Annotated in this window: 19 protein-coding genes; all 19 read right to left on the reverse strand. The window is 54.7% G+C overall.

Going from position 1 to position 21,874, the window contains the following annotated elements; genetic code table 11:
* Positions 1-13: 13 nt before the first annotated feature.
* Positions 14-2,800: an autotransporter family protein gene (locus tag ACFQPC_RS09480; RefSeq protein WP_382271619.1), complete on the reverse strand. Its 2,787-nt coding sequence runs from the start codon at positions 2,798-2,800 to the stop codon at positions 14-16.
* Between the two features lie 554 nt (positions 2,801-3,354).
* Positions 3,355-3,930, reverse strand: a complete 576-nt coding sequence (locus ACFQPC_RS09485; RefSeq protein ID WP_382271620.1) for a phospholipase D family nuclease — start codon at positions 3,928-3,930, stop codon at positions 3,355-3,357.
* Between the two features lie 103 nt (positions 3,931-4,033).
* Positions 4,034-4,732: an alpha/beta hydrolase gene (locus ACFQPC_RS09490; RefSeq protein ID WP_382271898.1), complete on the reverse strand. Its 699-nt coding sequence runs from the start codon at positions 4,730-4,732 to the stop codon at positions 4,034-4,036.
* A 212-nt stretch (positions 4,733-4,944) separates the two neighbouring features.
* Positions 4,945-5,400, reverse strand: a complete 456-nt coding sequence (locus ACFQPC_RS09495; protein ID WP_382271621.1) for a GFA family protein — start codon at positions 5,398-5,400, stop codon at positions 4,945-4,947.
* A gap of 164 nt (positions 5,401-5,564) precedes the next feature.
* Positions 5,565-6,995, reverse strand: coding sequence for a DUF1254 domain-containing protein (locus tag ACFQPC_RS09500; protein WP_382271622.1), 1,431 nt, complete (start codon positions 6,993-6,995; stop codon positions 5,565-5,567).
* 83 nt (positions 6,996-7,078) lie between these two features.
* Positions 7,079-8,530, reverse strand: a complete 1,452-nt coding sequence (locus tag ACFQPC_RS09505) for a DUF1254 domain-containing protein (RefSeq protein ID WP_382271623.1) — start codon at positions 8,528-8,530, stop codon at positions 7,079-7,081.
* Between the two features lie 313 nt (positions 8,531-8,843).
* On the reverse strand, positions 8,844-9,035 hold the full coding sequence (locus tag ACFQPC_RS09510; protein WP_012078650.1) for a DUF1427 family protein: 192 nt from the start codon (positions 9,033-9,035) through the stop codon (positions 8,844-8,846).
* A gap of 55 nt (positions 9,036-9,090) precedes the next feature.
* Positions 9,091-9,303, reverse strand: a complete 213-nt coding sequence (locus ACFQPC_RS09515; protein ID WP_012078649.1) for a XapX domain-containing protein — start codon at positions 9,301-9,303, stop codon at positions 9,091-9,093.
* A 91-nt stretch (positions 9,304-9,394) separates the two neighbouring features.
* Positions 9,395-10,819 carry an acetamidase/formamidase family protein gene (locus ACFQPC_RS09520; RefSeq protein WP_382271624.1) on the reverse strand — a complete coding sequence of 475 codons (1,425 nt, stop codon included), beginning with the start codon at positions 10,817-10,819 and terminating at the stop codon, positions 9,395-9,397.
* Positions 10,820-11,073: 254 nt separating this feature from the next.
* Complete coding sequence (locus ACFQPC_RS09525; RefSeq protein WP_382271625.1) at positions 11,074-12,117, reverse strand: XdhC family protein; 1,044 nt, start codon at positions 12,115-12,117, stop codon at positions 11,074-11,076.
* A gap of 9 nt (positions 12,118-12,126) precedes the next feature.
* The gene (locus tag ACFQPC_RS09530; RefSeq protein ID WP_041296370.1) at positions 12,127-12,831 is read right to left on the reverse strand and encodes an ABC transporter ATP-binding protein; all 705 of its coding nucleotides are present in this window, start codon (positions 12,829-12,831) and stop codon (positions 12,127-12,129) included.
* Positions 12,818-13,612: an ABC transporter ATP-binding protein gene (locus ACFQPC_RS09535; protein WP_382271626.1), complete on the reverse strand. Its 795-nt coding sequence runs from the start codon at positions 13,610-13,612 to the stop codon at positions 12,818-12,820. Before ACFQPC_RS09535 ends, ACFQPC_RS09530 begins: the two co-directional genes overlap by 14 nt.
* Complete coding sequence (locus tag ACFQPC_RS09540; RefSeq protein WP_382271627.1) at positions 13,609-14,649, reverse strand: branched-chain amino acid ABC transporter permease; 1,041 nt, start codon at positions 14,647-14,649, stop codon at positions 13,609-13,611. Before ACFQPC_RS09540 ends, ACFQPC_RS09535 begins: the two co-directional genes overlap by 4 nt.
* A 2-nt stretch (positions 14,650-14,651) precedes the next feature.
* On the reverse strand, positions 14,652-15,524 hold the full coding sequence (locus tag ACFQPC_RS09545) for a branched-chain amino acid ABC transporter permease (RefSeq protein ID WP_012078643.1): 873 nt from the start codon (positions 15,522-15,524) through the stop codon (positions 14,652-14,654).
* 101 nt (positions 15,525-15,625) lie between these two features.
* Positions 15,626-16,783 carry an ABC transporter substrate-binding protein gene (locus ACFQPC_RS09550; RefSeq protein WP_382271628.1) on the reverse strand — a complete coding sequence of 386 codons (1,158 nt, stop codon included), beginning with the start codon at positions 16,781-16,783 and terminating at the stop codon, positions 15,626-15,628.
* Between the two features lie 65 nt (positions 16,784-16,848).
* Positions 16,849-17,460, reverse strand: coding sequence for an SRPBCC family protein (locus ACFQPC_RS09555; protein WP_382271629.1), 612 nt, complete (start codon positions 17,458-17,460; stop codon positions 16,849-16,851).
* Complete coding sequence (locus ACFQPC_RS09560) at positions 17,450-17,986, reverse strand: (2Fe-2S)-binding protein (protein WP_382271630.1); 537 nt, start codon at positions 17,984-17,986, stop codon at positions 17,450-17,452. Before ACFQPC_RS09560 ends, ACFQPC_RS09555 begins: the two co-directional genes overlap by 11 nt.
* Positions 17,983-18,801, reverse strand: coding sequence for an FAD binding domain-containing protein (locus ACFQPC_RS09565; RefSeq protein ID WP_382271631.1), 819 nt, complete (start codon positions 18,799-18,801; stop codon positions 17,983-17,985). Before ACFQPC_RS09565 ends, ACFQPC_RS09560 begins: the two co-directional genes overlap by 4 nt.
* On the reverse strand, positions 18,798-21,197 hold the full coding sequence (locus ACFQPC_RS09570; protein WP_382271632.1) for a xanthine dehydrogenase family protein molybdopterin-binding subunit: 2,400 nt from the start codon (positions 21,195-21,197) through the stop codon (positions 18,798-18,800). The genes ACFQPC_RS09565 and ACFQPC_RS09570 overlap by 4 nt, the downstream gene beginning before the upstream one ends.
* Positions 21,198-21,874: the final 677 nt, after the last annotated feature.

The following is a 21,874-nucleotide window of genomic DNA, read 5'->3' on the forward strand; positions in this document are numbered from 1 at the left end:
AAAAGCATTGCGCTTACCACTCTACCCTTAAGCCTAATTTCGCTTCATAGGCATAACTGTTTCCATCAAACGCACGTTGATAACCCAGCGTGCCGTACAGGAATTTCCCACGGCTAAGCTGTTTGGTAAGTCCGCCTTTGATTTCGCCCCAATTGCCACCCATATCCGCCGGGAAAGAGACAGATCCATTTGGCCCGGTAAAGTCGACCTTCGGTTGACCACTGAATTCCCGCAAGACACTCAATCGTACCCAGCCCGTCGAATCGCGCAGCTCCGCATTTTTTTCCTTCGTCCGGCTGCGTCCGATACGTACGCCCAGACGTCCAATCATGGAATGCCCATCGCGAAAAGAAACACTACCGCCGGCATCATTGGTATCGTCCAGATCAAGTTTGCTATAGATGACTTGTGCCTGCGGTTCAATCAGCCAGTCATTCTGCAAATGGAAGGGATAACCGCCTTCCAGTGACAAGGTATAGCCCATTCCTTGTGTCTTGAGTTCGGACAAGCCACGCCTGCTATCGCCTTTGGCGTCATACCAGGTTGCCTGCACCACACTGTCGATGTACCAGTTGGTCGGGCCGAAATGTGTCCAATAGCCGCCTATCGTGTAAGCGTTGAAACTATTGCGCCCTGCCGCAGTGCCATCGAAGTGGGTCACGTTACCCTTGCCGTAACCGATTGCGCCATACACACCCGCATGCTGGTGGCCGTTGCTATCTTTGGAGCGATACAGATCCATACCCGCCTGCATCGCATAAAAGTCATGGTTGTAACTCGGACCGACACCGAATACATTATTTGCCTGTCCATCACGTTTACCGTGCTGTCCTATTACGCGTCCCCACATGCCGTCCGGATAGTTCTTGGAACCAAGTTCATTCATGCTGTCGCCACTGCTCAAGCCGGTCGCGCCGCCACCCATCCATTGCGTATCTTCACCCCAGCGTTCATCCAACGTATCGATAAGCTTGCCACCGTACAGGATGCCCAATACCGGCAACACCGCATACAAGGACGTTTCCGGACGAACGCGGGTTGAACGGAGATACCAATTATCCGGCGCAATGGCATTGCCGCTACCGCGGAATAAACCATAGTCATAGATACCGGCTACGGCCGGTGCACCCAGTGCAAAGGCATTTGCGGCAGTCGTACCGCCATTAATTGCCTCGACGACCAGAATGCCACTGCCTGTGGTTTCTGCACCGGTGCCGCCTGCATTGGCAATACGCAGGAAGGAGTTTCCACTCGCAGTGCCACCATTAATGATGAGTTTGTCTGAGGGCGAGACATCGGTACCCAGCTGGGTATGGAGACTGATAGTGCCACCAGCTCCCACATAACTATTCGTAGTAAGCGTCTTGAATACACCACCCGACGGCGCAGAAAAATTAATCTGGCTTGCACTATTTGCCAGGCTGCTGACGACTGAGCTATCCGTCATATTCCAGCGACTGGCGCTCGCAAACTGGAAATTATTCCCCTTCGGAGTCGCACCTGTCCAGGTAGAGCTATTGGACATCGCCAAATTAACCTGACTACTACCGTCGGCGAGGATGTTGCCATTGAGCGTAACGTTCTGGTTTGCGAGCAGGCTAAGCTGGCTATTCGTTAGCGCCGACACCAGGGTCGGGCCACTGACACTGGTACCGTTCTGCAAGCTCACGGATGTAATCGAGTTTGTACTCTTTATGGCGAGCGCCTCACTACTGACACGTGCACCGTCAAAGACCGCGCTTGTTCCTATGTTTTGCGTACTAAGATCGATTGCCGTGCTGGTGCCGCTCACCGTGAGATTGCCACGCGTCATGTTTACAGTCGAACCACCTGCGATACTAATGCCCTCGCTATTTGTGCCCGTCGTGATGTCGGTATCGGTCAATTTCACCACCGCCCCGCCCGCCACATATGCGCCCCAGCTGTCACTGCCCAGGTTGAGACGCGAATTATTGGCAGTGACAGACACTGGATTCCCGCTCGCCCAAATACCTACACTTTGATTGCCCGTTGTGAGCGCAACATTATTCCAATTGGCGGCCGCACCTGTCGTGATGCCGGTATCGGCAGCGATGACGAATACATAGGCACCCACACTTTGATTGCCTGAAGTGAGATTGACGTTGGTGAAATTGGCAACTGCTTGTCCCCTGACCCATGACGCATACGAGTAGTTGCTGCCACTGCCGTTCCCGACAGTCACGTTCGAATTGCTTAAGTTGACAGTCCCCTGTGCATTCGACGACGGCAGCCCGCCACCCGGTGCCGTGTTGGAAGCTTGCACTGCAAATGCCCTGCCATAAGGAAGATAGATATTGATACCATCAGCATCTATGATGCCACCACCAAAGGCGGCAACGCCGGCCACAGTGGCCGTTGACGGGAAGCTCGGCTGTTGTGTAACCAACACTCCGCTCCCCAGTTTGAGGTAGCCGGTAGTCGACGCAGTCACAATGGCTAAACTCGCTTGCTGTGCTGCATAAATCGTCGTGTTCGTAAACGTGGCACGTGCGTTACCTTCGTAAACTGAAACCGGGGTGTAATAGGCACCCGGCGAGCCTGCCTGGCCAGTAATGGTGAAATTATCCGCAGTAAGGTTGGCACCGTAAGAAGAACGCACAGTCCCCCATGTTTCGCCATTGCGCGTTTCCGGTGTTCCGCCCACTATAAACAAGCCGGCGGTAGGACCACTGCCCGGTGCGCCGACACCCGGGTCGCCATATAGTTGTTCACTGTTGGGCGGGGGCTCACCATGTAAGGGCGGTGCTGCATAAATATAGGAGGCGATGCAGCTTTGCACCGCAATGCATAACAAGGTTCGTCGTACGCCGGATAAGCGATGAAAACTTCGATGTGGCAGTTTGATAGAGTCCGCTTCTCTCGCAACGGACGGCGAACAATTCGTGAAACAAGTACTGATACGAGAATGCGAAACCATATCGATATCTCCTTGACTACCAGTCTGTTGATCCCACTGTTGCGCGCTACAGGCACGCACTTCCTTGTAACGACGTCTTTAATTTTTTAGCTACCGCCGTGTAGCCATCTATCGAGGTAAGTCGGACAATGAGAAGCATCGTTGGCAAGGGCTAGCAGCCGCCCTGCGTTCCTGCAATTTTTTCTTTTATTTCTGCGCTTCGGTATAAGGATGAGGAGCGATCCAGGATGGTGCAGCTTTTCAGCATACGGGGAGCGTGTCAATTGCCCTCTAGTGCATGCTCGAGAGCACTTATGGGAGCCTCCACACGTTCGGCACAATGGCGTGACGCGAATAGTGAGTACCTGCTTTGGGCCGATATTGAACATCGGCGCGCGAATGAAAAACCTGTCTGGCTTGTCGGTATTTGGTGTTCTTTAATTTTGTACAGGGAATATCACTCCCTGTTCCCAACGCGAATCCCAATGCTTTACATAGGCGGCTGCCAACACGGGATCATTCCACACCACCAAAACGTTTTCACTATTCGAATCGGCTGCACCGGCGGTGTAGTTATAGCTGCCGCTTTGCACGTGTTGACCATCGACCACAATATATTTGTCGTGATGCAAGGCATAAAATGCATTCGTCTTTACTGCAATGCCCGCATCCGTTAATTGGCGCAGCGCTGACAGGCTCGACTTTCCGAGATTTCTTTTGTAATCAACAATCACACGCACATCAACGCCACGCTGCCTGGCAGCGAGCAGCGCTTTGACCACTGTGGGCGAAGTAAAAGAGTAAGCAGCAAGGCGTAACTCTTTCTTCGATGCATAGATCACTTTAAGCACAAGATTCTCCCCACCCGCTTCCGGCGAGAATGCACTTTCGATGACAGGAGCTGCGGCCGCCATCTCCACCGGCGGCGCTGCCTGCCTTTGATCTGCCATGGACTGCGTGGTGTAAACGCCCAGGAACAGGATCAGCGACAAAGCGGGTATGATTTTCTTCATATCGGTTATTACATTTAAATTTGATTTCAACGCTGATGAACTTGGCCCCATTCCCTGCTCTTATGACAAGCGATGAGCTGCGGGGCCTCTTGGAACAGACACGTTAAGTTTGCGATGTTGCCCTGCCGGCCTCATCGATCAAAGCCGTTACCTCTGATGGTTGGGATGCCAGGGAGGCGTGACTCGCTTTCAAGGTGATGACCTTTTTTGCACCAAGCCGCGCTGACATCCTCTCCTGGTTTTCCGGAGAGATCATCCTGTCCTCGCTTGAAATTTGATACCAGGATGGCTTTGCTTTCCACGCCGGTGTGCTGATCGTGTCACCAAAGGTTCCGGCAAGCGGGGCTTTTTGCGTCGCCGCCATCACAAGTCCTTCATCCCGGGTCATATCTTGGCAAAAACTCTCATGGAATTTATCACGCTTGATCCACAGGTAACCGTCACTATCAGGTACCAGATTGGGCGCAGCAACAGGCAGGTGTTCTTGCGTAATGCCGCCGGGACTTTCTCCGGCATCCGGCGCAAACGCGGCAATGTATACCAGACCGACGACATTAGGCTGGTTCCCCGCTTCAGTAATGACCGCCCCACCATATGAATGGCCGACCAGCAATACCGGACCTTGTTGCTGGGCAATCATTTTCCTCGTACGTTCGACATCATCTGCCAGTGAAGTCAGGGGCAATTCCACAGCGTAAACGGACGTATACGCCTTGCGTGAAAGTTCGAGTATGACCTTGCTCCAATGCGCGGCTCCTCCCCAAAACCCGTGGACCAGGATAATCGCAGGCTTGTTGCTCATCGTCTTTCTCCTTATCAAGAAAAGAAAATTACAGCTTCTTTTTAAACCATTGAACAAGGATATGCGAATGCGCAAAAGATTACGAGGTCGAATTTTCGACAGCAATTCGGAGGCCATACCATCCGGACATGGACACAAGGATAAGCTTGCATAGGCAAGCAGCGAGCTAAGGACTGCTTACAAGCCGGAGCGGGTCTCCTTTAATTCAAGCATCAGTTTTCAGGTATTTCCGGATTGGCCTGATAACGTAGCCAGCCTGCAATTCCTGAAGTACCGCCAACGCTATCCTTTGGGTGTGACCTGCCTTCATTCACAGGAACTTCCGCAAAATCAAAGGGGCTCATTCCTTCAATGCAGGCAACATTGACACCGTACTGATGCGGAGAAGAACGACGTTGATGAAAAGTGTAAATGCCACAGCATGAACAAAAGTAGTGCTTGGCCTCGCCAGTATTAAACTGATAAAGCGTCAGCACCTCTTCACCCTGTAGTACCTTGATGTCGTCCAGGTTGGCAGACACAGCCACCGCACCACGCATGCGGCAATATGAACAATTGCATCTGCGCACAGTGCGCAAGCCATCAGTCAGTAGCACGGTAAAGCGGACGGTGCCACAGTGGCAAGCGGCATGATAGACAGGCCTGTTATCAAGATTATTTTCAGTCATTTGCCAATTCTAATCGAAGTCTGCTTTCGGCCAAGAGCAGACGCAGTGAGAGGGGATGCCACTGGCATCCCCTCTCAATCGCTTAGCTTATCAATTCCAGTGTGGATAGTGCTGATGCACAAACTGGACCGCTTATTCGGACGAGTAAGCAGTGATCAATCAGTTTATGGTTTGATCCGTTCGACGTCGGGCAATTTCCAAATCTTTTCGGCAAATTCTTTCTTCGGCCCATAGAGTCGGAACAGCAATTCGAACTGCCCCTTGGGATCGGTCGGTACCCAATTGGATTTCTTGCCGGCCGGTGCAACCGGGCCAAAGTAGATATCCGTCGAGCCATCCGCGTTTTTCTGTACTGAGGTATCGTTCGAAGCCAGGCTCGGGCGAGACATCCGTTTGATGAGCGCATGTGTCGCGCGATCATAAACCGTCACCGACCAGTACTGCTCAATCGGTGCATTCGGTGGTACCGTCAGGCGATAGGTACTTTTTCCGTCCAGCGGCTTGCCCGTACGATCGACGATGTTGATGAGGTAGAACTGGCCGGCACCGAGTACCTTCGCGCTGAAATAAGCCATGTGGTACATCACCGCACGGCCATCAAGGCCATATTCGTTGGGATCTGCAAAGTTGCTGCTCAGGCCATCCCGTGTTTCAGGTGGGACAGGCACCGACCAGTGTGTTCCATCGAAGAATGCTGGTACGAAGTTACCTTCGTATTTCATGCCGATGACTGCGTGCGCCTCCTGCGCAGCCTTGCTTAAAATCGCTTTAGTCTTGGCATCCGGTTTGAAGGGCTTGCCTTTCTCTATGCCCAGCGTCTTCAATGCATCGATCATGACTTTATCGCGCGTGAGCCAGGGCTCCAGTTGCACAAAGCGATTAAGCAATTCGAAGAAAGTCGCATCATAAGGAATTGTGGAGTCGAATGATTTGTCATAGGCATCCACGAATACTGTCGAATTCGGATCGCCGCCCAGTGGATAAACTTTTACCCGCTTGCCGTGATCAACGGCAGACTTGATATCCGCATCGCTGCGGCTCTTGAAGTTGGAGCGCAGGATCACAAAGCCACGGTATGTTTCGGATGGCAATACGATGTAACCATCCGGGGCTTTTTCCTTATATCCCGGCGGGGTGACCAGGTACTTGGCACCCTTGCCCTTATCCATGCCGGCCGGACCGACGTCGGCCAGTGCGTTTTGCCATGCGACGTCGAAACTACCCACGATCACATGGTCCGCATCAGCCTGTGGAATTTCCACCACGACCGGGCCGTTCTTCGTGTCATAAAAAGGATTGAGGTAAATCGTGTCCGGATTTGGCGTCAGCGTCTGGTTTTTCCAATTCACCGGCCGCGACCAATAGACGACTTGATTCGGCTTGGCACCGTTATCAGCCGCCGCCTGCAGCATGCGCTCATAGTTGACTGCCGGCATGCCCCAGATGACCGCCTCGACCGCACGACGATAGATGGTTCGCTCGACCACCTGGCCGGCAGAAGTGGCGGCCTTTTCCCTGGACGTTGAGTCTGCAGCAAACGCGGAAGACGAGCAAATGGCGCACAGCGTGGCCAGGAAGGCGACGATCTTTTTCACGATACTTCTCCTTTATTTTTCAGACGAAAAATCCGCCGCCAGGAAGGCTGCATACAAGCTTCCCGGCATCAAGGCACAGCGTTCTATTTCACGATTTCAAAGTCGGCAGGCTTCCACGCACCATTGAAGGCGGCTGCTTCCGGGCCATAAATCCGGAAATAAGCGAACCAGCCCTTGCCCGGCCTGGTCTGTATCCAGTGATTTTCTTTACCCTTCGGTGCCTTGGGGCCGAAATACAACTCTGTTACCCCGGTCTTCGGTGCGTCTTTCAATTCGAACAGGGAGCGCAGTGCAGCCTTGCCCTGGTCCGCCACTACCTGGCTGCGGGTTTCCGCATCGTAGACAGTGACCGACCAGAATAAATGGCCCGGCACCGGTTGCGGGACGACCAGCTTATAGGTCTTGCCGCCATCAAGAAATGCTCCGGAACGGTCGCGCTGCGCCAGCCAATACAGCGATCCCGCCTGCGGATCACGGCGGAACATGGCCGGTGAAGAACCGATCGCCTGGAAGAACCATTTGTCGCGTGCATAGGTATCGACAAAGTTCGCCGCATTGAAATCACCATCCTCGAAACGCAGCGCAGCCCATTCCCATTTGCGGTCCGGCCATACGATGCGATCTGCCCGACGGTCGGCAAAGGACTCTACGCGCATCTGGGCATTAGCGATTTTTGCAGCTTCGGTCAGGATGCGTTTGATACGTTCATCAGGTTGAAACGGTTTGCCCTTTTCGATACCGAGTGCGGCGAGTTCACCATAAGCATCGCGATAACCGTCGAAGGGTGCCTCTTTCTGTATCACTTCATTCAGTGCTTCCCAATATTTGAAATTATTTTCCCAGGCCAGCGGGGTCGAATCTTGCGGCTTGGGTGTCAGGTCTTTCCAAGCTGAGGCGCTCCATTCCGTCCAATTCGCGTCCGGGTTGAGCGGTCGTACCTTGATCGTCTTGATACGCTCAATAGCACCGGGAACATCACCAGCTACCGGTAGTGAACGTACACCTACGAGCATTTGATAAGTCGTGGAGCGGGCGACGCGGTAACCCTTGGGTTCCTCTCCCTTATAGCCAGGAGGCAGGAATACCACTTTATCGCCCTTGCCGGCAGCCGGGCCGGGCACGCCAAGATCGGCAACCCAGCGCTGGTTGATATCCATCGCGATGCAGATGAGCGGGCCGGCCGGCAATTCCACCACCATCGGCCCGTTAGTCAGATCGAGAAAGAGCGGTGCATAAGGCGTGTCGGAATTCAGTGTGTAACCAATATGCTTGGGCTGGGTGTCGAGCGTGCCGGAAACCTTGTTGGGGAAGATGCCGATCTTCTCATTACCCTTGAGCATTGCATAACCCGAAACCGTCGGATAAAAAATGCGATAGGCCTGGATGGCGCGATTCATGTCGAGGCTGTCGTATGCTTTACGCACAGTCTCCGGTGTCGGGTAGCCACCTTTAAATTTGTAATCATCTGCGTATGCAGGTGAAAAAGTGAATGCGCCCAATAGCGTCAGGCCGAGCAATGTAGTTCCGGTTTTCATGCGATGTTTCCTTTCGTTTGTAGGCGCAAACAGATCAGAATGTGAGGGTCAGGAATTCAACTTGTGAAATGCCATCGTCAACACCACAAGACCAGCCACTATGCCGCGATGCCCTGACAGAAACGAAACTCAAAATAGCAAAATGAAAGGGGCTGTGCTATTGCCTGTATGGCCTTGCGCCATTGCCCTTTGGTGCAGAATGCTGGACTGAATAGCCCGGGCACCCCATGAATATAGGGCGCGGAAAAGAAAAGCCCGCATCCTGGTTCAGGATGCGGGCTTTTGCACGCGGAATGCTTTTGACGGTAGCTAATTACACAAAAACCAGCTGACCACGCAAGGCGGCAACAAAAACATAACCAATGAAAGTACCAAGGATGGCAAAGATGCCGCCGAGGACGTTAGGTGCCGGGATCGGTGCGCGTACGGATGTGTAAATCAATCCGGTCACCAGACCGACGCAAGATGCCAGAATTTCGGTCTGACCAAAGCCAATTTCAACCATGAGAGTCTCCTGTTTTCTTTAAATAACGATTGCTGTTTTTTGCTTGGCTGTGTGTTTAATCGTTCTTTGGACGACCGAAGACAACCGCTTTGCGTATTTTTTGTACGATCAGGTAACCGATGTAGGTAAAGATGATCGCGAAAATCCCGCCGAGGACCGGTGGCGCAGGGATAGGCAGGCTCAGCCAGGAATACAGGGTGCCGGTGATCAGGCCGACGACCAGGGCCACGATTTCATTTCGGCCTACATAAACGTGTTCAGGTTTCATTGCTTTTTCTCCTCCAGGATGGACGGCAAATATTTGCCGCTTACATTTTTTAAATTTGATGCTGACGGGTGTAGCCCGTCAGCGCACTGCATTACTTTGGAAAGATGGCCTTCTTGATGATGGCGTGCACGCCCCAGTTGCCATCGACGACTTGCGTAATACCGAAGTCGACCGATACCGAGATCAGCGAAATCGCTTCGTCTTCAGTCAGGTTGCGGGTATCCATGAAGAAGCGACGGGTCTTGTTGAAGGCGTCGGTCATTGCGCTATCGAGCGAGGACTTCTTGAAGATCTCCGACGCATTGTCGGCACCGAATTCCTTCAGGTAGTTCGGGCTGCTGAAGCCATGCACGATCAGTTCGCTTGCGGTTTCCAGCAATGGATAATCGAGACCCTGCAGCTTGGTACCCGCCAGGTCGGCTTTCTTGTGCACGATGAACTGGAACAAACCGGTCAGCGAGCATTCGATAGCGGTACCGCAGAGTTCTGCATCGCCTTGCGAAGCATGCGGATCGCCGACCGAGAACATGCCGCCGGCCACAGCGACCGGGAAGAATGCGGTAGCACCTTTGCCCATACGCCAGTTATCGAAGTTGCCGCCGGTGTAGTTCGGCACAATCGACGACACCATATCGGCTTCAGACGGTGCGACACCTATCGTGCCAAAGTGTGGACGCACAGGGATTTCATAGCCCTTCAGCACGTCGTAATTTGGCTTGATCGTATTTCTGTCGACAGGTACACCCGGATAATCGATGATCGGATGCACGGTGCCAAAAGGATCGGTTTGCGGTGTCCAGCGATAGTTATAGACCGCCTTGGCCCAGGTCTGGTCCCCCTTGGCATCCACTTCATAAATAGTGATGACTTCACGGCCCTTAGGCTCGGTGATCAGGTTATTGTAGTGGTAGCCCCAGTTACTGGCGACGTTGGAACCAAAGGTCTTGCCACGGTAATCAGGATTAGCGGATGGACGTTGCATGGTGTCGATGATGCGTACTTCCAGCACATCGCCCGGCTCCGCGCCGTTGACGTAAATAGGACCGGTACACACGTGTACACCAAGGCCGCCGCCGGCACCCAATGGATCATCCATCGCACCTGCACCACGGCGATTCACCGCCTTGCTCTTCGCATCCCACTGGAAAATGCTTTCCGCACCGGCATCACCCTTGACCATGCGTTCGATATCGTCGTTCGCATGATGGGTCACGGTTTCTATCGTCGCGTAGTCGCCGGATTCCAGTTTCAGCAGCGGCTCCATGGTCTTGCTGAAATAGCCCCAGTGGATGGTCTTGTTGTTGGCCGGAACGTAGTAATGGCTGACTTGTTCGCCGGCTTTTTTGGACGGCAAGGGACGGTGCGTCACGCCAGCCAAACCTGCTGTGCCGGTAGTTGTGTTTCCGCCTATGCTGCTACGCAGGCTTTGACGGGCTTCCTTGAATTCGCCTTGCAGATCGGCATCGTTCAGGTGTGAAAAGTGCTGGCAGCCAGCACCACAAGTATGATCTGACATATATCTCCTAATTTTTCTAAGTAACCACTGGATCGTGGTCTTGCTCAGATCATAGGAGCGGGGAATTTTTTATTCTTGTCTGCAGGCGCACGATTCGTTGTCAAACCAGGCTGCACGCCTTGTTTGCAATGCAACAAATGGCCGTTATTGAGAATAGTCTTAGTGGATATGCGGGAAACGCGCAGGTACCCATGTCCGCAGGTAAAAAAATGCAGGTACAAAGTATCCTTTGCACCTGCAAAAACGGAGAAAAACTAGGAAAAATGCATGAGGGTGTCAGTCTTCATGCGAAAGTCATCTTTTTGCTTGTTGCTCGCCACATCCAGGTCCGCGCGCTGCACACCATTCTTGGCTGCGACCACTTCGGCCATGATGCTGATGGCGATTTCAGATGGGGTCTTGCTGCCTATATAGATACCTACCGGGCCGTGCAGTTTGGCCAGGCTGGCATCGCTGAGTGCGAAATGCTCGGCCAGCCGGCTCCGTCGTGCGGTATTGTTGCGACGACTGCCGATTGCACCAACATAGAAAGCAGGACTTGCCAGCGCTTCTATCAATGCCAGGTCATCCAGCTTCGGATCATGCGTCAATGCGACCACGCAGCTGCGTTGATCCAGTTTCATCGCCAGCACCGCATCATCCGGCATGCCTTCGATGAACTGCACATTCGGCACGCTCCACGCACGGCGGTATTCTTCACGCGGATCGCAAACCGTGACCGCAAAACCACTGAACACCGCCATCGTCGCCAGGTATTCAGTCAACTGCCCGGCACCTATCAGCAACATCCGATAACCAGGCCCGAACACTGCTTTCATGTCGTGTTTGGTAACGCTCAAGGCAGAAGGACGTTCAGCCGGTGTCAATACGACTTGGCCGCTGCTGAGATCGACCTGGCGTTGCACCAGCGCCCCACCCTCCAGTTGCCTGACCAATTGCGTCAATAGTGCTGCGTCCGGATTGAATTCCAATAGCAATTCCAGCGTCCCGCCGCAGGGCAAGCCGAAGCGATGCGCCTCATCTGCCGACAAGCCATAACAATCCCATTGCGGACGCCGTGCCTTGCCTTCCGCAGTGACAAAAGTCTCCCACGTCGCGAAGCGCCGGATCAGGTCATCCTCGATGCAACCGCCGGAAACCGACCCGACCACGCTGCCCGTTTCGCATAAAGCCATCAGCGAACCCGGCGGTCGCGGTGACGCGCCCCAGGTTCGCGTCACCGTTGCGAGTACCGCATTCTTTCCCTGCAGACGCCAGTCCCGCAAGGTCCTCAGTACGATCAGGTCGAGGTTTTCCATCAGGACTCCTTATCCGCCCAGATAGGCGCGACGAATTTCCGGATTGGCACGCATTTCTGCAGAACTGCCCTGCGTCACGATATGGCCGTTTTCCAGCAGATAACCACGGTCACACATCGCCAGTGCGGCATATGCATTCTGTTCAACGATCAGCACCGTGGTTCCTTCACTGCGGATTTCGCGGATCAGGCTGAAGATCTGTTCGACGATATTCGGTGCCAGTCCGAGTGACGGTTCGTCAAACATGACCAGGCGCGGACGCGACATCAGCGCACGTGCAATCGCCAACATCTGTTGTTCACCACCGGACAAGGTGCCGGCTACCTGCTGCACGCGCTCACGCAAGCGCGGGAACTTGTCGAACATGCGTTCCATATCGTCGCGTACCTTGGCTTTATCCTTGCGCCGATACGCGCCCATCTCCATGTTTTCGCGCACCGTCAGTTGCGGGAAAACACGGCGTCCTTCCGGACAATGCGAGATGCCGTGGTCGATGACTTCGGCCGGTGACGCACCGGATACCAGATGGCCATTCATGCGGATACTGCCATGTGCCAACGGCTCAAGTCCGTTGATGGCACGTAGCGTGGTCGACTTGCCGGCGCCGTTGGCACCAATCAGCGTGACAATTTCACCTTCATGGACTTCCAGCGAGATCTTGTTGATGCCGGTGGTAGCGCCATAACGTACGGTGATTTCTTCAATTTTCAGCATGTTCGATCCCCGATCCAAGATAGGCGCGAATGACTTCAGGGTCATTCTGAATTTCCGATGGTGAACCGGTGGCGATCAGGCGGCCATAGTTCAGCACCACGATGTGATCCGAGATTGACATCACCATATGCATGTCATGTTCGACCAGCAATACGGTGACGCCGCTCTGTCCGATACGCCTGACCATTTCCTTGAAGGCTTCGGTCTCAGAAGGATTGAGGCCGGCCGCCGGTTCGTCCAGCAACAAGACCTTGGGCTTGGCCGCCAGCGCCAGGCCTACACCCAACAGGCGCTGCTCGCCGTAAGACAGATTGGATGCCAGGGTATTGGCGCGTGCGCTCAAACCGAGGAAGGCCAGCAAGTCATTTGCCTGCGTGCGCAAGTCGGCTTCTTCGCGACGGAATTTCTGCGTCCGCAACAAGGCTTGCAGCACACCGCACTGCCCTTTCAGGTGCAAGGCGGTCAGGATGTTTTCCGCCACCGTGCAAGCTGAAAAGATACTGGTGCGCTGGAAGCTGCGCACCAGGCCGAGTTGCGAAATCTGTTCCGGCGCCATACCGGTGATGTCATGGCCGAATAATTTGACGCGACCCGAAGTCGGTTTCATATAACCGGAAATGACGTTGTAAGTCGTTGTCTTGCCGGCACCGTTCGGACCGATCAGGCTGACGATCTTGCCGGCCGGGACGATGAAACTGGCGTTATCCACCGCCGTCAAACCGGCGATGCGCATGGTCACGCCCTGCAGTTCGAGCGCGGCTGTCGTGTTGGATTGGCTCATGCTATTTTCCTCCGTACGACCGGTGTTTGTTCACTCATGGACTTGGCGGAATAGCGACGCAGCAAATTACCGGCCGATGGCACCACACCTTTAGGCATGAAGACCAGTACTGCGATCATCAACACACCGTAAATCATCCACTGGATTTCCGGCGACACCACACCGCGCAGTACTTCCGGCAACAGGCCGAACAGCAAGCCGCCGACCACCGGTCCGGCCAATGTGCCCTTGCCACCGACGATGACCATGATGACCATCATGATGGTGAACATGAACATGAAGACATCTGGATCAATAATCCTGACCGTATGCGCGTACAGCCCACCGGCGGCACCGGCGATACCGGCGGCAAAGATGGTGGCAATGCCGAGATAGTGGGTAACGCGTATGCCGACCGAACGCGCGAGGGTTTCGTTTTCACGCAGGGCTATCATCGCGCGACCGATCCGGCTATGCACAATCGCCGCAACCAGCAGGTAGGACAGCACGGCCACCGCCAGCACCAGCCAGTATGTGGAGACCTTGGATGCAAGGTCGATGACGCCCTCGCCCGGTACCCACATCGTCAGCGCCGGGATATTGTTCAGCGCCATCGGTCCTTCGGTCAGGTCGACCCAGTTCAGCGACACCATGCGCATCACTTGCGCGAAGCTGATGGTGACGATCACAAAGTAGGCACCGCGTACCCGGAACGCCAGCTTGCCCAGCAACCAGCCGGCAATGGCGGCAAACAAGATACCGCAAGCGAATGACAGCCAGACCGGCTTGGCCGTTACCACCAGCGGTTCGGTCATCCCCCACAGCGTGACGTCAAAGCCGAGCGACAACAAGGAAGTGGTGTAAGCACCGAGGCCAAAGAACGCCACATGGCCGAGGCTGAGCTGGCCGGTGTAACCCAGCAACAGGTTCAGGCTGATCGCGGCAATCACAAAGATACCGACCGAGGCCACTACCGACAGCAGATAAGGGTCCGGCCAGACCAATGGCAGCAAGGCCAGCGCCAATACAGAGACAAGAAAAGTGATTTTCTTTTTCATGATCAACCTACTCTTTCCCGAATAGTGAACAAACCTTGTGGCCGGAAAATCATGACCGCAAGGATGACAAGGAAGCCCAGTGCATCGCGATACGCGGTAGAGATATAGCCGGCGCCAAACTCTTCCACGATGGCGAGGATGAAACCACCCAGTGCCGCGCCCGGCAGATTGCCGAGTCCGCCTAGGATGACAATGGCAAATGCCTTCAGGCTCGCCAGGTCACCCATGGTCGGCGTCACCACGAACACCGGTGCCAGCAAGGCACCCGCGACCGACGCCAGGCAGGAACCCAGCGCAAAGGTCAGCGTGTAGACATGCGATACATTGACGCCGACGATCTTCGCTGCATCCTTGTCCTGGAAGGTGGCGCGCATTGCCAGGCCGAGACGCGAACGTTCGATCAGCAGGTAGAAAATCACCAGCAGGGCCAGCGCCGTCACCAGTACGAACAGGCGGATCGGGGAAACAGAAATCGCACCCCAGACGATAGGTTCCTGGCTGAATGGTGAAGGTACCGACTTGGCGACACCGCCCCACATCAACAATTCCGCGTTCTGCATGATGATCATCACGCCTATCATGATCAGCATGACTTCATCGATGGCCTTCAGGTCACGCCGTCGCAACAGGAAATATTCAATTGCAGTGCCAAACAGGAAACCAACGATGGCCGCCACAATCAGCGAGCCGAAAAAGTTCATGCCAAACATGGCCACCACGCCATAAGCGACATACGCACCCAGTGCATATAATTCGCCGTGCGCAAAATTCACCACCCGCATGATCCCGAAGATCAGTGTCAGGCCGATCCCGAGCAAGGCGTAGGTCGAGCCCAGCACGAGAGCGTTAAGCGTATGCTGTAATAATTGGTCCACAGGATTCCTCCTGCAGGCGGCGTGATCAAAGAGATGTCACGCACTGCCCACGTGTAGGTGAGTAAGGGCGAAGTCGCAACAGCGACTCCGCACGCCATGCATTACTTGACCGTGACCTGGCCGTCTTTCAGTTCGACGACATAGACATTCGGATTCGCCTGGCCGCTTTCCTTGCCGGCCACACCGACCTTGCTGAAGGCGATATCACCATTGGTACCCTTGACCTGCACCTTCCACAGCGCATCACGGATGGCGGCAGGTTCAGCTTTACCGGCCAGCTTGATCGCTTCGGCGATGGTCAGGATTGCGTCAAAGCCACGGAAGCCCTCAACCTGGCCTGCGAGTTCCAGGCCGCGTGCTTTCCAGCCATCCATGAAGGCTTTTGCCACTGCCGGATGCTTTGCACGTTCTGGTGCCCACGGTGCGAAGAACAAGAGATGCTGGCTGACATAACCTTTAGGGCCGGGCGTTTTCAACAGTGGTTCCGGGAAGGCGCCGCCGGTAGTAATGATGCGTTGTGGCAGGCGTTGTTCCCCGGCCTGGCGGATCGCCAGTGTCAATTGTTCGATACCCGAGGTAACGAATACCGTATCCGAGCCACTACCCTTCAGGGCTGCCAGCTGTGCCGACAGATCGGTCATATCAGGGGTCATGGTTTCGGTACGACCGATGGCAATACCTTTTGCTTCCAGCATCTTCTTGAACTCGACTGCCGCGCCCAGGCCCCAGTCATTGTTCACAACGAGGAAATCAGCCTTTTTGCTTGCCGGGTTATAGCCGTCTATCACTTTGGAAAATGCCTGTGCTTCCATCGCGGAAGTCGGGCTGGTGCGGAATACCCATGGATTGCCCGCGGTGGTGATTTTGCTGGACGATGCCGCTTCTACTACCAGCGGCACTTCGTATTCGATCAGCTTAGGCATGATGGCGAGTGTAAAGGTCGAGCTCCAGGCACCCATCAGGACCGGTACCTTGTCTTTCAAAATCAGTTTCTCCACCGAGTTGACGGCTTCACGTGGATTGGACTTGTTATCCTCGATCACGAGCTGGATTTTCTTTCCCAGTACACCGCCGTTTTGATTGACATAGTCGGCGGCGATCCGCGCACCGTTGGTAACGTAGGTACCGGCCGCTGCGACCGGCCCGGTCAGGGGTTCGGTTACACCGATCTTGATGGTTTCCTGTGCATATGCGGAAGTTGCTGCAAACATGGCCATGCCGATACAGGCTGCCAGGGATTTTTTAATGTGCCAGTTCATAATAAGTATCCTTTGTGTCCGAATTAATGGAGTAATTGAGTAAGTTGTTGGGTAACTAAGTGCGTTTAATTTCGACGACTGGAAAACAGACCGGCCAGCCATGCCTTGAGTAAGGTCCAAAGGTCTATCGAAGATGTATCCCTGTGCGCCGGGCGTGGTGTTGCTGGTGCTGCTCCCGCATCCGCGACGCCACTGCCATGCACAGCACCGGCTGTGGCAGGCAAAGGCAAACGCGCTTGCAGGTTTTCAGCGAACTGCTTGGTCAACTGCTCGGCCAGTGCCCGCACTATCCCTTCGCGGCTGAACTGCGCCAACGAACCGGTAATGCTGTGATCGACCTTGACCTGGACATCGGTGCCGCCGGCTGCTGCCGCTGTGACGGTAAAGCTGGCTTCACCTTTCACCCGGCTATTGCTGCGCGCGTCCACTGCGGTGCCAATGATCGCGCCGCTGTTGGATGTCTCATCCAGGTTCAGGCGTCCCTGTCCGGCAAAACTGGCGGCGATAGGGCCGAGCTTGACCTTGAACAGCAAGGGGATAGCGCCCTCTTCGCTGGCTGTCGCCTCTCTGTTAATGGAAGCGCCGGGCAAGCAATCGACCAGCAATTCGATATCGTGGAAAGCTTTCCAGACAGTGTCGGTCGGAGCTGCGATGTGAAAGGATTGTTCAAGCTGCATGAGTATTCTCCTGAGATGAAACTGATTGGGCGCGTTCATGCAGCACACGCAGGATTGCGCGCACGATGCCGAAGTAACCGGTACAGCGGCACAGATTGCCCGCCAATTCTTCGCATACCCTGGCCTCGTCGGCATCAGGCAAACGCAATACGATGTCGCGCGCGGTCATCAACATGCCGGGGGTGCAGTAACCACACTGCAACGCATGTTCGGCAGAAAAGGCCGCGCGGAGTTTGGCCATCAGCGGATCGTCGTCGAAAGCTTCCAGCGTACGTATCTGCTTGCCTTCGAAACGCTTGGCAGACTGCAGGCAACTACGCTGTGGCGCACCGTCTACTTCGATGGTGCAGGCACCGCAGACACCCTGTTCGCAACCGATATGCGTAGCAGTCAGGCCGCAGTGGTCACGCAGGGCATCGGCCAGGTGGGTACGCGGTTGTAAGGTCAGCTGGTAATAACGGTCGTTGACATTCAGTTCCACTGCAGTGGTTTCCACCGTCGGAAAATCTATCGGTAATGCGCTCATCGTGTTTTCCCCATATCCAGTGCCACCAGCCTCAACATCTCCATCAAGGTGTGGCGACGATCAAGTTCCAGCTCGGGCGCAGCCTGCCGCACGATCTGTTCACGTACTGCGCCTTGCAGCAATTCCGTCATCAGGCCCGGTCTTTCAACGACGAAGGGCGCGCCATCCAGTGCTCCCACCACGACCCGCTCGGTACCGTCGCTGCTATCGCGTATGCCGGACGTCATCGCATGCGAAAGTTCACCGGTCTTGCGGCATAACTTGCGATACGACCATTGCATGCTGGTGGTGCGCTTGGGCACGCTGACCGCGATCAGGATTTCACCGTCCACCAATTGGGTTTCATACGCAGAAGTCATGAAATCGCGTGCGGCGATATCACGCTGACCGGCAGGACCGAGTACATGCAGGGTGGCTCCCAGCAAAGGCATGGTGCTGATCCAGTCTGCAGCCGGATCGGCGTGGCACAGGCTGCCACCGAGGGTGCCGCGATTACGTACGGCACGGTAGGCAATGCCGCGTGCGACGAATGGCATCAGGCCCTGGCTGGGATCCGGCACGCGCTTGTCTTCTATTGCTGCATGCGTGGTCATCGCACCGAAGCGGATTGCAGTGCCGGCATCCGTCACTGCGCGCAGTGATTCAAAGGCATCGAGATCAAGCAGGGTTTCCGGTTGTGCCAGGCGCAAATTCAACATCGCACCCAGTGACTGGCAACCAGCGACCGGTTTGCTGCCCCAGCCACTTTCAGCAAGTTGCGCGGCAGCTTGCGCGAGGTCATCGGCCCTGATCAGGCTATAGGCTGAAGGTTTCATGCGTGTACCTCCTTCGCTGCGGCGATGGCTTCCAGTACCCGGCGCGGATTGGCCGGACACTGCAACAGTTCAGCGCCCAGTCCATACAGCGCATCATTGATGCCGTTGATGATGGCAGCCGGTGGCGCAATCGCACCACCTTCACCTATGCCCTTTTGCCCGTACTTGCTGTTCGGGCTCGGGGTTTCCATATGCAACATCTTGAGCGGCGGCATCTCACCGGCACCCGGCAACAGGTAATCCTGCATCGTCGAAGCCAGCGGCTGACCTTCGCTATCGAAAGGCATTTCTTCGTACAAGGCGGTACCTATGCCCTGCGCCAGCCCGCCATAAATCTGGCCTTCGACGATCAGCGGATTCAGCAACACACCACCGTCTTCACAAATAACGTAATCGAGAATGGCGACATGACCGGTGGCGGTATCGACTTCAAGCAGGCAGGTATGGCAGGCATAGCTGAAGGTACCGGCGTCCGGCATCATCTTGTAACCGGCCACCACTTCCAGTCCGCCCGGATCGACCGAGCCGACCGGCAGTTTTTGCGGGGCGCGATACCAGGTATGCGCGATCTCGCTTAATGACAGGCGTTTGACGCTGTCTTGCACCCCGACCGAACTGTCTTTCAAATTCATCAGGCCTGCATCGCTATCGAGCAGTACCGCCGCCATGACCTTGACGCGCTCTGCCAGTTGTTCACAGGCGGTACCTACCGCACCCCCAGCCATCACCGCACAACGCGAACCCCAGGTACCGGTGGAGTACGGCGTCATGCCGGTATCACCGTGGATCACGCGCACTTTTGCGATATCTATGCCGAGTACCGTATGCGCGATTTGCGCCATCGAGGTTTCCAGCCCCTGTCCGTGTGAATGCACGCCGATACGCAATTCGAGGATGCCGTCAGGAGTAAAGCGCGCGGTACATTGTTCGTAACCCGGCACCATTGGTATGCCCCAGCCGTGGTAAACCGATGTGCCGTGCGCGCCCTGCTCACAAAACACCGCCATGCCGAGGCCGAGGCGTTTCTGTGCCGGGTCGTCGCCATTTGCAGCGTGACGTTCGCGCTGCTTTGCGCGGCAGCCTTCCCAGTCGATCGCAGCAACTGCCTTATTCATGCAAGTCGTGTAATCGCCGGAGTCAAATAGCTTGTTGGTGATATTTGCGTATGGCATCGCAGCGGCAGGCACCAGACTCTTGGCGCGTAGCACATGTGGCTCGATGCCGAGTTCACGCGCTGCAATATCCAGCATCACTTCCAGCGCGAAACAAACACCGGTACGCGCCACGCCGCGGTACGGCAGGATCGGAGGTTTGTTGGTAGCAGCCGAACGTGTGCGACAAACAAAGCTGTCCATCACATACGGACCGGGCAGGATAGAACCGATCTGCGCGGCTTCCAGGCAGGCACTGAATGGATACGATGAGTAGGCGCCAGAATCGACCACTGCATCACAACGGATGCCGGCCAGGCGGCCTTCGCCGGTCACATCGACCGCAATGTCGTAGCCGTGTTCACGGCAATTGGCATTGGCAGTCAATTGTTCACGCCGGTCTTCCAGCCAGCGGATCGGACGCTTCAGGTGCATTGCCAGCCAGGCACAGCAGATTTCTTCCGGCAGCAAGATACCCTTGTAACCGAAGCCACCACCGACATCCGGTGAGATAACGCGTATCTGTCCTTCATCCAGGCCCAGGCATTCAGCCAGGCCGGTGCGATTGATGTGCGGTACCTGCGCCGCTGTGTACATAATCAGTTGGTCGACACGGGTATCCCACCAGCACAACACCGCGCGCCCTTCCATCGGCGCCATGCATTGGCGTGCCATACGTAGTTTGCGGCTGACGCTGTGGACTGCTTCATCCGTCGGGCTGACGCGCTTATCTATATTGGTTTCGGCAAAGACGTTTTCGCTCCAGTCGTCATGTACGCGGGTATCGCTTTGCAGCGTGCCGTACATATCGGCCATCACCGGCAGTTCCTGGTAATCAACGAATACAGTCGCTGCGATATCTTCCGCCCGTGCCCGATCCGGTGCGATACAGGCTGCGACCAGTTCACCGACATGGCGTACTTTGTCTTGTGCGAGTGGGTACTGAGCTGAAAGTTTGAAACCGGGCAATGAGGATGCCGCGACGATGGGACGGACGCTGGTCAGGTCCGCCATCGTGTAAACCAGGTGTTCCATGCCTTGCGGCTTTTCTATCTGCCCCAGACGGGCATGTGCCACCGGCGAACGGACAAATGCAACTTCAAGCATATCCGGCATGCGCATATCGCCGACGTATTTACCCTGGCCCAATAGCAGCCGTTTGTCTTCCTTGCGCAATACCTCGCGACCAATCCCTTGATCGGTACCGGATTGCATGAGCAAATCGGGCATCACCAGATCATTCATCGATATCTCCTGAACATTGCCGAAACATGAAAATGAATTCCATGTTCCTGCATCTCCAATAATTATGTGGCATACCACATTTATGTTGTTATATGTGATTCATTTTTGCGTTACGAGCGTGAATTATTTTCACCTCCTTTGCGCCGTACTACGATTTAATTTCAGTGAACCCCATCCTGCAAAAACCAAGAACAGGGTGCTACGGAACTGTCGTGATACTGAATACTAAACATCAACCTAAATGTGCTTTTCCAAGCTATGCCCACATACATAAAACTGACGGAATACCTTTAGCAATGACCATGCCAACCTTGCAGACATGTCAGATACTACGCCAGTCAAGTCATTGATTTCAATAAAAATTATTGAATTTCAATTTATGTGGTACAGCACATTTATTGGACTTGCATCAAACAATATTCTTGAATGAGTACCGATATTTGCTGTTGTACATGAAAATCACACGCTTTGCATCAAATTGGAAAAAATTTGTGTCAAAAAGGTGCAACAACATTTTGATTTGCGCACCACTTTGATCACAAGCAAATTCAACGTGACGTAAAACCGCATGCATCATGCCTGCCATACACATACCGCATGAACGTGATGAATCATCTCAAAGCAAATGAGAAAATGCACGCTGCAGTGCAATGCAAATTTTTTTAGTGAGGAAAAAT

The organism is Herminiimonas glaciei (assembly GCF_042664955.1).
Lineage (GTDB): Bacteria > Pseudomonadota > Gammaproteobacteria > Burkholderiales > Burkholderiaceae_D > Oxalicibacterium > Oxalicibacterium glaciei.

Coding starts and splice junctions, on each gene's coding strand:
- ACFQPC_RS09515 (WP_012078649.1), bottom strand. CDS start 9,303: ATGAAACCTGAACACGTTTATGTAGGCCGAAATGAAATCGTGGCCCTG.
- ACFQPC_RS09505 (WP_382271623.1), bottom strand. CDS start 8,530: ATGAAAACCGGAACTACATTGCTCGGCCTGACGCTATTGGGCGCATTC.
- ACFQPC_RS09490 (WP_382271898.1), bottom strand. CDS start 4,732: ATGAGCAACAAGCCTGCGATTATCCTGGTCCACGGGTTTTGGGGAGGA.
- ACFQPC_RS09495 (WP_382271621.1), bottom strand. CDS start 5,400: ATGACTGAAAATAATCTTGATAACAGGCCTGTCTATCATGCCGCTTGC.
- ACFQPC_RS09525 (WP_382271625.1), bottom strand. CDS start 12,117: ATGGAAAACCTCGACCTGATCGTACTGAGGACCTTGCGGGACTGGCGT.
- ACFQPC_RS09565 (WP_382271631.1), bottom strand. CDS start 18,801: ATGAAACCTTCAGCCTATAGCCTGATCAGGGCCGATGACCTCGCGCAA.
- ACFQPC_RS09535 (WP_382271626.1), bottom strand. CDS start 13,612: ATGAGCCAATCCAACACGACAGCCGCGCTCGAACTGCAGGGCGTGACC.
- ACFQPC_RS09570 (WP_382271632.1), bottom strand. CDS start 21,197: ATGAATGATCTGGTGATGCCCGATTTGCTCATGCAATCCGGTACCGAT.
- ACFQPC_RS09560 (WP_382271630.1), bottom strand. CDS start 17,986: ATGAGCGCATTACCGATAGATTTTCCGACGGTGGAAACCACTGCAGTG.
- ACFQPC_RS09530 (WP_041296370.1), bottom strand. CDS start 12,831: ATGCTGAAAATTGAAGAAATCACCGTACGTTATGGCGCTACCACCGGC.
- ACFQPC_RS09520 (WP_382271624.1), bottom strand. CDS start 10,819: ATGTCAGATCATACTTGTGGTGCTGGCTGCCAGCACTTTTCACACCTG.
- ACFQPC_RS09550 (WP_382271628.1), bottom strand. CDS start 16,783: ATGAACTGGCACATTAAAAAATCCCTGGCAGCCTGTATCGGCATGGCC.
- ACFQPC_RS09555 (WP_382271629.1), bottom strand. CDS start 17,460: ATGCAGCTTGAACAATCCTTTCACATCGCAGCTCCGACCGACACTGTC.
- ACFQPC_RS09540 (WP_382271627.1), bottom strand. CDS start 14,649: ATGAAAAAGAAAATCACTTTTCTTGTCTCTGTATTGGCGCTGGCCTTG.
- ACFQPC_RS09485 (WP_382271620.1), bottom strand. CDS start 3,930: ATGAAGAAAATCATACCCGCTTTGTCGCTGATCCTGTTCCTGGGCGTT.
- ACFQPC_RS09510 (WP_012078650.1), bottom strand. CDS start 9,035: ATGGTTGAAATTGGCTTTGGTCAGACCGAAATTCTGGCATCTTGCGTC.